Source organism: Ligilactobacillus equi DSM 15833 = JCM 10991 (genome assembly GCF_001435735.1).
Lineage (GTDB): Bacteria > Bacillota > Bacilli > Lactobacillales > Lactobacillaceae > Ligilactobacillus > Ligilactobacillus equi.
On the sequence record NZ_AZFH01000162.1, the window covers coordinates 11,643 to 21,715 of the forward strand.

Sequence of the window (10,073 nt, forward strand, 5' to 3'; positions counted from 1 at the left end):
TAGTTTATACTAAAAAAATAGGTCGTTAAATTCGATGTCGTCATTCTTGATATGACGGCATTTTTAATAGTTTTTAAAACTTGTTACAAAAAAAGTTACAAATATTAGTTTACTTTTTGTAGGTAAAATGCTATATTGAATTCATAGAACAAGTAATAAAAAATATAACAACAAAGAGGTAACTAATTATGTCAAATAAATTTACTGAAATTCAAGCTAACCGTCGCACTATCTACGCTTTAGGTAAGAATGTTTCTCAGAGTAAGGCTGAAATAGCTGATTTGATTAAGGAAGCTGTTAAACTTTCACCCACGGCTTTCAACAGTCAAACAGTTCGTGCTGTGGTAACTTTTGGTGAAGCTTCTGATAAGGTTTGGGATATTGTCTTAGCCGAATTAAAGAAGGTGGCTGTGAGTGAAGAAGCTTTCGCCAAGACAACGGAAAAAATCAATACTTTCAAGGCCGGTTTTGGAACGGTGCTTTATTTCACCGAAACTGCAACTGTTGAACAATTAGAAAAAGACTTCCCATTATACGCAGATAACTTTGCTGATTGGGCTGAACAAGGTCTTGGAGGGGCGCAACAAGCTGTTTGGGAAGCCTTAACTGCTGCAGGCTTGGGGGCCTCCTTACAACACTATAACCCATTAATTGATGTTGAAATTGCTAAGGAATTTGATATTCCAGCAAGTTGGAAGTTACGCGCTCAAATGCCGTTTGGTTCGATCGAAGCTCCAGCCGGCGATAAAGAATATATGGCAGATGCTGACCGCTTTAAGGTTTTTGGTGCTTAATTATCTAAATAAGTCTACTTTTCTTATTTTGGGCGTGTTATAATGAGCGGGATATGAGGTGATGACTATGGCAAATAACCGTTTGAGCGATTTATTGCAAATTTTGGTTTACTTGGAAATCCACCATGGAGAGGTTATTACAAGTGAAAGACTAGCTTCTAGCCTCAATAGCAATCCCTCTTTAGTACGACAAATGATAGGACAACTACGTAAGGCGGAACTTCTCTGTTCAAGACGCGGAGTGGCAGGCGCGACGCTCACACGTAGTCCTGAAGAAATTACCGTTCATGATGTCTATAAGGCGATTAATTCTGGGGATACTTTACTCAAAGTTGATTATCGGACTTCTCAAGAATGCTCGGTAGGAATTGCCTTTCCCAACGTCTTGGAAAAGCACTACCAAAAAATCCAAATTGAAGCAGAAATCCAAATGAAACAGATAACAATCGCGCAGTTAGTTGCTGAAACTAAAGACGATATTGCTCAACATGTAGAGTAGATGATAGTTACTCTAAAGAGGCTAGAAAAAAGTCTCATAAATAAAAAGCCTTAGGAAATTACGTTCTAAAAACGTTGATTTCCTAAGGCTTTTTACTATTTGGTTATTTTAATGATGTTGGTCAACAAATAAAAGCCCTCAATGATTTTTAAAGCAAAGCCCCCCTTGATAGCTAAGGGGGACTTTAAGGTTATTAGATTAGTTTTTACCTAGTTTCTTAGTTTTTTTGAGGGCCTTGTTAATGGCGGAGATAATAGCGTAACGGAAACCATGCTTTTCTAAAGCGACTACTCCGGCAATAGTAGAGCCACCAGGTGAGGTTACTTCATCACGAAGTTGAGCGGGATGTTTTTTGGTTTGACTTACCATTTGAGCGGAGCCAGCAACGGTTTGGGCTGCAAGATTAAGTGCTACTTGACGGCTAAGTCCATTTTGTACTCCGGCATCCGCCAGGGCTTCAATAAATTGGTAAACAAAAGCTGGTCCACACCCCGCGATAGCAGTAGCTGCATCCATTAAGCTTTCTGGGGTAAAGGTTACTTGCCCCGCATAAACCATTAAATCTTCGAAGAGCGGACTAGCTTGCCCATCTAAGGTAGTATAAGTCGTCATCCCTTGCCCGATTTCTACGGGGGTATTAGGCATCATCCGAATGATTGGCTTATTTGGTAGCATTTCTGTTAAATCAGCTAAGTTTACGCCTGCAGCCATAGAAATGATGGTCTGGTCGGCGGGAGTAGCTTGACCTTTTAAATCATCTAAAAGGGAGCTTAATTGATGAGGTTTAACTCCCAGAAAAACTACCTGTGCCTGAGTCATAATTTCCTTATTACTAAGAAGTTGCCCTCCGATTTGTTGTTGGAGAGCATGAGCTTTTGTGGGGTTATAATTAGATAACAATAAGTTGGTATCATCCACTTGATTGACTGCTTTGGCTACGGCGCCTCCCATATTTCCAAGTCCGATAAATCCGATATTCATTGACATCATCGCTCACTTTCTATCATGTTAAATCTATTATAGCAAAACTAAACCTCGAAAAGTTAACTTAATTTATTTATCCTTGTGCGTATGCTTAAGCAAAATGCCAAGTAAGACAATTACTAAGACTGCAAGGATAATTACAGCACCGACTAAAACCCAGTTAGTTTTAGCAACATTTTTGGTACCGCTAGCTTTTTGATAGTTGGTGACATCGTGATGATTAACTTGTAGATTATAAGTGCGATTGATTTTTTGGTAGGGTTTACCGTTACCGTCAACTTATAATGACCTGGCTGATAAGTTTTAAGGGGCCAAGGAATACTTTGATACCATTGACCAACCGGTGCAAAGGGAGTTCCTGAGTTTTGGGGGTCAATTTTTTTGGTATATAGTTATTGCAATATAATATTGTACGTAAGATGTTTTCCTGATATTATCAAGTTACGAGGTGAAATATTAATGGAATTTAGTAAACGTTTAGACCGTCAATTTTTCTGGGCGGTCTTAGTCAATGTTATTGGGACACTTTTAGCAGTTACGCTAGCACGTAAATTAGCAGGTAATAATGGTTATCTTTATGCCTTAATCGGTTCGCTTTGGTTTATTGCCCTATTTACATACGAAGTCACTAAATATAAAACTTATTTGCAAAAACAGTGGCGAGAATTTAAGCAGCATATCTGGTTAAACCTTTTGTTATCGTTTATAACGGTGGTTATTGTCATGCTAGTAGTTGTTGTGGCACGAAAATTTTTCAATCAATTTTTACCTGCCCATCCGCTAAAGGAGATCATGCCACCTATTGCCACGTTATCTGGAATTTTAGCTAATTGCTATACTGGATTGGTGAGTGTAATGATTGCAGTTTTTGAAGAGATTGCTTTTCGTCACGATATGCTCTACAAATATAAAGATAGTCGTGGTTTGTTTTGTATTTTATTTGTGGTAACTAATCTTTTATTTGCAATGTCTCACTATTATAATTTTGGGGGAAGCTTTCTAGCTACAGGACCTTATGCCTTAGCGGGGATGATTTTTACACTTTTGTATATGTGGCGGAAAAATATTTGGCTTCCAATTTTAGCCCATTTCTTGTTTAATGCTCAAAGTTTGATTGGGGCGGTTGCACTTTTGATTTTTAAATTGATGGCCTAAATTTCTAGTCCTTGGATGTAAGTCTAAGGGCTTTTTAGGCTTGTGATAACTTTAGAAAAGGCTTACAATTAAGGTGAAGGGGGTGGATTAAGATGAGAGATTTAGCGAGTATTCCAGTGGTTTTGATGGCTTTTTTTGCTATTTTGAACCCAATTGGGAATTTACCAGTTTTTATTTCTTTAACTGCAAGTGATGAGGATAAAGTTAGCCATGCAGTGGCACGTAAAGCCTTGACTATTGCAACAATTATTGTCATTTTATTTACCTTTGGTGGTAAAGAAATCTTTACTTTATTTGGAATTGATTTAGCTGCTCTTCGCAGTATCGGAGGAATTATTATTGCTATTATTGGTTATGACATGTTAAAGGGAAAATCATCCAGTCTTCAACACAATGTGGACCCCAAACATCCTAATTTAGAACAAGAAATGTCGGTGGCGATTACACCTTTGGCGATGCCTATTTTAGCGGGGCCGGGAACGATTGCTACGGCAATGAATTTAGCCAACCGTTATAATCCTTTAATTGTGGTGTTTTCTTTTATTTTATTGGCTTTGTTGACGTACTTTTTATTTGTTTATGGAGAAATAATTGTTAAGAAGTTAGGTGAAAATATGTTGGCTGTAATCACTCGCTTGATGGGCTTAATTTTAGCGGTAATTGGGACGGATATGTTATTTGCAGGGCTCAAAGCAGCTTTCAAAATTTTAAATTAAAATTTTGACTAGATTTCCGCGGAAATCTAGTCTTTTTTTGTTTTAGGCACTGTTTTTGTTGAAATAGTGGGCTTAATAAAGGTCTAAAACTGTTTTGAATTTAAAAACTTTATAAAATCAACCTTTTTAGGCTGTTAATTATTATCATAATATTTATTTTTTATGCCACGTTTTTGTTTCAATTTTAATTTATTATATTAAGATAATAAATTAATAATATTAAAGGTGATAAAATATTTTTTAGTTTTTCAAATTAGATAATTTTTTGATTATCGTTATTTATAGATATATTTGAATTTACATGATGTCTAATTAATTTATTTGATATAAACGCTGTTATATAAATCATTATATGCATATGTATAAATGTACGTACAAAATTACGTATACATATATTTATACGTATAAAACTGAATAAGTTATAATTTATTGATTATGGAATATAGGTATATAATTTTAACTGTTGACAAAAATAATCGAGAAATTAAATTATACGGGCATTAAAAAATCCAATTATAGCTTCGAAATTTTAAGTACATAGATGTGTTTTTTGTCAAAAATTGTGCGGAGAATGCGTCTCTCAGCAGCTGATTAGAGAAAATTTTGTAAGACACTTACAACAAAAGAGTCTTATAGAAAAATTAAAGCTGATATTATAGGCTTTTGAAGGGCTAGTGTACTCTAAGAAGATGCTTGTGAATTTTTTAGCAAATTTTGAAATTTTCCAGTAATAACGGATAGATGTACTTTTTATATAATAATAAACTAAAAGTTCATTAAAGATATAAAAGGATATTATAAATAGGCGCCCGCTAACCGATTTGGCTAGTGGGCGCCTATTGGCTTATTTAGCTAAGTTGAAAGTATCGCGGGCAATGAGAAGTTCTTCATCGGTCATGATGCGCATGACTTTTACCTTAGAGTCAGGAGTTGAAATGAAGGTATTCTTGCCACGCGTTTGGTTGTTTACTTTGTCAAGATTAATACCTAAGAAAGCGAGCTTCCTAACAATACTTTCACGAGTTTCCTGAGAATTTTCCCCAATACCAGCGGTAAAGATGATCCCATCGACCCCACCCATCTCGAAGGTGTATTGTCCGATGTAGTCAATAACGCTACGTTCGAAAATTTCATTGGCCAGGTAAGCCCGGTGGTCTCCAGCTTCTGCGGCTTCTAAGATGTCACGGCTGTCGGAGTATTTGCCAGAAATTCCTAACATCCCAGATTCGTGGTTTAAGGTCTCAACCATTTGACTGACGTTTTTAACCTTGAGTTTACGCATCATGTAGGCGACTGCAGAGAAGTCAACATCCCCGGAACGGGTGGCCATGGTTACTCCAGCTAAAGGTGTAAAGCCCATGGAAGTGTTGAAGGACTTGCCGTCTTTAATAGCACAAATGGAAGCCCCGGCCCCAAGGTGACAGGAAATTAACTTCAAATCTTCCAAAGGTCTGCCTAACATGTCCGCAGCGACTGAAGCAACGTAGCGGTGGCTCGTCCCGTGGGCGCCATAACGACGTACACTATAATTTTCATACCATTTATATGGCACAGCATAGAGATAGTTTTCTTCCGGCATCGTTTGGTGGAAGGCCGTATCAAAGACCGCTACCGCTACTGCGTGGGGAAGGGCTTGCTTGAAAGCGCGAATCCCCATGAGGTTGGCTGGATTGTGCAAAGGTGCTAATTCAAAAGTCTTTTCAATAAGCCGTTCGTTATTGGTATCAACGACTACGGATTCTTTGAAAAATTCGCCTCCAGCCACAACACGATGTCCTACACCTGAAATTTCATCGTAGCTAGCAATGATTTTTAAGTCGAGTAGTTTATCAAGTAGGATTTGCACTGCTTCGGAATGGTTTTTAACCTTAGCCTCTTCGGAGAATTTTTGTCCGTCACCATACTTAATTTCAACCAAAGGGTGTTCAATTCCAATTCTTTCAAATTTTCCGGATGCAATGACGGTTTCTGCCGGCATTGCAAAAATTTTAAATTTAAGGCTAGAACTGCCTGCGTTGACTGATAAAATTTTCTTCATAAAAAAACGCCCCTCGTAATTTATTACCATGCTTATTATAACCGTTTTTGAAAACGTATTCAATAAGATTTGTTTAAAGTTGTTGACAATTAATAAGTAAAGGTTTACTCTGATAACGTATTCAACGAGGAAGTGGTGTACCATTCAATGAAAAATAAAACCTGTTTGCGGATTGGAATTTTAAATATTATGCATGATAAGGCAGCCACTATCCGGCGGATACGACGGGTCTTAAGCCAGGATTATCCGGTAGAGCTGACCTTCTTTTATCCGCAAACTCACTATACGGGTCGCCAGGTGCCTGCAGAAGTTGCAGCTATGATGGCACCCTTAGATTTATCGCGTGTCAAGGATATGGATGCCTTTTTAATTACCGGGGCACCGTTGGAACATTTAGCCTTTGAGGACGTGACTTATTATCAAGAAGTGGTTGACTTAATGGAGTTTCTTGCTACCCATCAAATCGAACAGTTTTATCTCTGTTGGGGGGCGATGGTGGCCAGTCATTATTTTTATGGCAGTCAGAAACATGATCTCTCAGAAAAAGTTTTTGGCGTTTACCCACAAAAGATTTTGCGGTCTAGTCCGTTACTCACGGGTTTGGCAGATGGCTTTTTGGCGCCTCATGCTCGGTATGCCGAAATGGATGGGCAAGCCATAGTGGCTGGCGGAGCGCAAGAGATTGCTCGCAGTCAAACGGGGCATTTGTTCTTGTTTACGCATCCGGCTAAGCACCGTACCTTTTTATTCGCACACTTAGAATACGGGCGTAATGCCTTAAAAGAAGAGTATCAGCGGGAATGGCAGGCTAAAGTTGCTCAAAGAACCCTGCTAGCTCGACCACAACATTATTATTTAGATGAAACTAACCAAGCCCAACCAGATTTTAGCTGGGAAGAAACGCAAAGAATCTTCTTTCAGAATTGGTTGGACCTGGTTGCTCGCAGAAAAGAGGAAAAAGTATGACAATTTATCAATCAGTAACCGAACTAGTCGGCAAGACACCTTTATATAAACTACACACAGAAGCGGACTCTGCGGATGTGTATGTAAAGTTAGAATTCTTCAACCCAGCAGGCTCAGTTAAAGACCGGATTGCTTTGGCCATGATTGAAGCTGCCGAAAAAGCTGGTCAACTTCAAGCTGGAGGTACGATTGTAGAACCAACTTCCGGGAATACCGGCATTGGTTTGGCTGCGCTTGGGGCCGCTAAAGGCTATAAAGTAGTTATCGTAATGCCAGAAACTATGAGTGTGGAACGGCGTAAACTGATGGCTGGTTACGGCGCTAAATTAGTCTTAACACCAGGGGCTGACGGAATGAAAGGTTCTATCGCTAAGGCGAAGGAATTAGTTGCGGAAAATGGTTGGTTCATGCTCATGCAATTTGAAAACCCTGCTAACCCAAGTATTCACGAAGTAACTACCGGGCAAGAAATTTTGGAAGACCTAGCGGGTCACGAAATTGATGCCTTCGTTGCTGGCGTCGGGACTGGTGGGACTTTAACCGGGGTAGGTCACACCCTCAAGGCTAAAAATGCTAACACTAAGGTTTACGCCCTTGAGCCAGCTGAATCACCACTCTTAAAAGATGGCGTAGCGGGCAAGCATAAGATTCAAGGGATTTCAGCCGGCTTTATTCCTGAAGTTTTAGACCGTGACTTATATGACGGGGTGGTTGAAGTTGCCAGTGAAGATGCTTTAGAAACCGCGCGACAAACTGCCGCTAAGGAAGGTTTCTTACCAGGAATTTCTGCTGGGGCCAACATTTACGGAGCCTTAAAACTTGCCAAAAAACTTGGCCCTAATCACATTGTGGTGACGGTTGCGCCTGATGGTGGGGATCGTTACTTATCTACTGACTTAATTCAATTAGCTGATTAATTTTCAAAAGCTCATCATGGTAAATGGTGGGCTTTTCTTTGGCCTTAGGGAGTTCCTGGTCAGATTCGCTAGCGTCGGCCTTGAGTGGACTGGTGGCTGGTTTGGTTTTTCAGCTAATTGGCTCTAAGATTCATACCGGCTTTCTTTTAACCATTATGGGAAGTGCAGCCATTGCTTTGACGGCCAATGTTTTATATGCGCTTGGTCTAGGGCAACACCGTAGTTTGATTATCCTGGGAGCTTTGATGGTACTGGTTCCCGGAGCCTTCTTTGTAAATTCGGTGCGGGAATTTTCGCAAAATAATTTTTCTACCGGGTTATCGCTCTTAATGTCGGCGTTATTAACTTGTTTTTCCATTTCAGTGGGGATTGCCGCAACAATTGCGCTGTTGCCTTTTGCTGAACAAATGACAACACCTTTTTCCAATGTCACTCATACTTGGTGGGAAGGACTGGTGAAAGTGATTATGGCTGGTGTCGGTACCATAGCTTTTTCGCTTTTATACCATGTGCCTAAGCGTTACTTTGGGGATTTGGGAATTCTGGGAGCCTTGTCTTGGTTCTTATATTTGTTTATTAATCAAATGACGGAAATCGAAGCTATGGCGGTCCTTTTTCCGGCCTTATTTGTGGCTTTCTTTTCTCGAGTCTTGGCAGCCAAGCGTAAATCACCGATGACCATTTTCCTGTCAACCAGTATCTTTCCCTTGATTCCGGGACTTGGCTTTTACCGGGCCATTTACTTTCTAATTACGGGGATGGATAACTTGGCTTTGACATATATGCGCAGTTGCTTTATCACGGCCTTTACCATCGCAATTGCCATAAGTATTGTCCAACAAATTCCGCTGGACTACTTTACCAAACAACGAATGAAATAAATTACAAAAGTCCATCTAGGCATGAAAACTAGATGGACTTTTTGACTATGCTTTGAAGAATGTCGTAATATTTTACTTGCCAAAAGTCCAAAATGATCGTAAGATCGAGATCTTCGAGGTGATAAAAATGATTAATCAATTAGTGACAGCCAAACTTTCCGGACTGTTAAAACAATACCATGTCACAACCGTTACAGAATTAGTTGCAAGTCGGTCTCTGGTCGAAAATCTCAACCGTGCCTATGAAACAGGTGATATTTTGGAGTATGCGCAAGCGCAGGTGGCACCAACCAAGCAAAATTTTGAGGCGATTTATGCCGATGAGATAATTTTTCAAATTTGGGATGGGGGAGATTTGGAAATCTACGGTGATGAGAGTTTGTGGGAAGTCTTGGCTAGAATTATCTAAAAAGCAGTCAGCCCAGGGCTCACTGCTCCAAAAAGTTCTGAAGGTGATTTTTGACTTGCTTTTCACTGGCTACCATAGTCTGAACGAAAGCAGCATAGTTGGGAGCTTCTTGCGGAATTTGAAAACCGAGTTTAAAAATTTGACCACCCAAGCCAGCCAAGTCACCCAAGATATCGTATTGATGCTGACTTAAGCTTGGAAAAATAATTCCAGCAGTTTTAGCATTTAGGATATGGCTATAGGTGATAATCTGGTAGAGATCATTTCGTTGGATCCCATGGTCAGCACGTTTGTACTTCGCATCGAGTACGAGACCGTCAGGATGGTAGAAGTCAGGGTAGACCGTACGATTTCGATGCTTTCCGTACATTTTTTGATAGAGCAAAACACCATCGCTACGCTGTTTATTTTGGGGGTGCTGAAAGTCTAAATCAGCTAGAATTAAGTAGAGGTACTCTTCCCATAGCCAGGCGACATCAAATAAAATGCCGTACACCTTATTTGGACTCGAATTTAAGCCGTGTTTTTCCTGCTGTAAAATCAGTAAGCATAATAATTGAAGTTGCCGGTATTCCGTGTAGAAAGCATGGTTGACCGGCTTTTTGAGGTTAGTTTGAATACTTTGATCCAAAGAAACTCGGTAAAAATCTTGACTTTGATTTAATGAAAAAGGAGCGTAAATCCCCCTACTTTAGTGGGGGGATATAAGCTCCA

10 protein-coding genes and 1 pseudogene are annotated in these 10,073 nt (G+C 39.7%); 8 read left to right on the forward strand and 3 right to left on the reverse strand.

Features of this window, described 5'->3' with window-relative positions:
* Positions 1 to 188: 188 nt before the first annotated feature.
* On the forward strand, positions 189 to 794 hold the full coding sequence (locus FC36_RS08815; protein ID WP_023860234.1) for a nitroreductase family protein: 606 nt from the start codon (positions 189 to 191) through the stop codon (positions 792 to 794).
* A 67-nt stretch (positions 795 to 861) separates the two neighbouring features.
* Positions 862 to 1,293: an Rrf2 family transcriptional regulator gene (locus tag FC36_RS08820; protein WP_025021243.1), complete on the forward strand. Its 432-nt coding sequence runs from the start codon at positions 862 to 864 to the stop codon at positions 1,291 to 1,293.
* A gap of 198 nt (positions 1,294 to 1,491) precedes the next feature.
* Here FC36_RS08820 and proC read toward each other — a convergent pair whose 3' ends face one another.
* Entirely contained in the window at positions 1,492 to 2,274 is a 783-nt protein-coding gene (gene proC, locus FC36_RS08825) for a pyrroline-5-carboxylate reductase (protein ID WP_056986856.1), read from the reverse strand.
* Positions 2,275 to 2,736: 462 nt separating this feature from the next.
* On the opposite strand from proC, the gene FC36_RS08830 reads away from it, so the two are divergent.
* Together FC36_RS08830 and FC36_RS08835 are read left to right on the forward strand one after the other, a co-directional pair.
* Positions 2,737 to 3,432 carry a CPBP family intramembrane glutamic endopeptidase gene (locus FC36_RS08830; RefSeq protein WP_025021244.1) on the forward strand — a complete coding sequence of 232 codons (696 nt, stop codon included), beginning with the start codon at positions 2,737 to 2,739 and terminating at the stop codon, positions 3,430 to 3,432.
* A gap of 92 nt (positions 3,433 to 3,524) precedes the next feature.
* On the forward strand, positions 3,525 to 4,148 hold the full coding sequence (locus tag FC36_RS08835) for a MarC family protein (protein WP_025021245.1): 624 nt from the start codon (positions 3,525 to 3,527) through the stop codon (positions 4,146 to 4,148).
* A gap of 844 nt (positions 4,149 to 4,992) precedes the next feature.
* On the opposite strand, the gene FC36_RS08840 is transcribed toward FC36_RS08835, so the two are convergent.
* The gene (locus FC36_RS08840; RefSeq protein WP_025021523.1) at positions 4,993 to 6,186 is read right to left on the reverse strand and encodes an acetate/propionate family kinase; all 1,194 of its coding nucleotides are present in this window, start codon (positions 6,184 to 6,186) and stop codon (positions 4,993 to 4,995) included.
* 147 nt (positions 6,187 to 6,333) lie between these two features.
* Here FC36_RS08840 and FC36_RS08845 point away from each other — a divergent pair, with 147 nt between their 5' ends.
* The 4 genes and pseudogenes from FC36_RS08845 (at position 6,334) to FC36_RS08860 (ending at position 9,359) form a co-directional block, all read left to right on the forward strand.
* Positions 6,334 to 7,152 carry a homoserine O-acetyltransferase/O-succinyltransferase family protein gene (locus FC36_RS08845; RefSeq protein WP_056986853.1) on the forward strand — a complete coding sequence of 273 codons (819 nt, stop codon included), beginning with the start codon at positions 6,334 to 6,336 and terminating at the stop codon, positions 7,150 to 7,152.
* On the forward strand, positions 7,149 to 8,069 hold the full coding sequence (cysK, locus tag FC36_RS08850; protein ID WP_035188932.1) for a cysteine synthase A: 921 nt from the start codon (positions 7,149 to 7,151) through the stop codon (positions 8,067 to 8,069). The genes FC36_RS08845 and cysK overlap by 4 nt, the downstream gene beginning before the upstream one ends.
* A gap of 32 nt (positions 8,070 to 8,101) precedes the next feature.
* Positions 8,102 to 8,950: pseudogene (locus tag FC36_RS08855) on the forward strand (threonine/serine exporter family protein); the annotation flags it as partial.
* Positions 8,951 to 9,077: 127 nt separating this feature from the next.
* Positions 9,078 to 9,359 carry a hypothetical protein gene (locus tag FC36_RS08860; protein WP_025021524.1) on the forward strand — a complete coding sequence of 94 codons (282 nt, stop codon included), beginning with the start codon at positions 9,078 to 9,080 and terminating at the stop codon, positions 9,357 to 9,359.
* A 19-nt stretch (positions 9,360 to 9,378) separates the two neighbouring features.
* On the opposite strand, the gene FC36_RS08865 is transcribed toward FC36_RS08860, so the two are convergent.
* On the reverse strand, positions 9,379 to 10,041 hold the full coding sequence (locus tag FC36_RS08865; RefSeq protein WP_082614607.1) for a 5-methylcytosine restriction system specificity protein McrC: 663 nt from the start codon (positions 10,039 to 10,041) through the stop codon (positions 9,379 to 9,381).
* Positions 10,042 to 10,073 lie beyond the last annotated feature (32 nt).

What these genes read in the sequence shown, in the direction of transcription:
- FC36_RS08815 (WP_023860234.1), top strand. Translation starts at nt 189, where the DNA reads ATGTCAAATAAATTTACTGAAATTCAAGCTAACCGTCGCACTATCTAC.
- FC36_RS08820 (WP_025021243.1), top strand. Translation starts at nt 862, where the DNA reads ATGGCAAATAACCGTTTGAGCGATTTATTGCAAATTTTGGTTTACTTG.
- proC (WP_056986856.1), bottom strand. Translation starts at nt 2,274, where the DNA reads ATGAATATCGGATTTATCGGACTTGGAAATATGGGAGGCGCCGTAGCC.
- FC36_RS08830 (WP_025021244.1), top strand. Translation starts at nt 2,737, where the DNA reads ATGGAATTTAGTAAACGTTTAGACCGTCAATTTTTCTGGGCGGTCTTA.
- FC36_RS08835 (WP_025021245.1), top strand. Translation starts at nt 3,525, where the DNA reads ATGAGAGATTTAGCGAGTATTCCAGTGGTTTTGATGGCTTTTTTTGCT.
- FC36_RS08840 (WP_025021523.1), bottom strand. Translation starts at nt 6,186, where the DNA reads ATGAAGAAAATTTTATCAGTCAACGCAGGCAGTTCTAGCCTTAAATTT.
- FC36_RS08845 (WP_056986853.1), top strand. Translation starts at nt 6,334, where the DNA reads ATGAAAAATAAAACCTGTTTGCGGATTGGAATTTTAAATATTATGCAT.
- cysK (WP_035188932.1), top strand. Translation starts at nt 7,149, where the DNA reads ATGACAATTTATCAATCAGTAACCGAACTAGTCGGCAAGACACCTTTA.
- FC36_RS08860 (WP_025021524.1), top strand. Translation starts at nt 9,078, where the DNA reads ATGATTAATCAATTAGTGACAGCCAAACTTTCCGGACTGTTAAAACAA.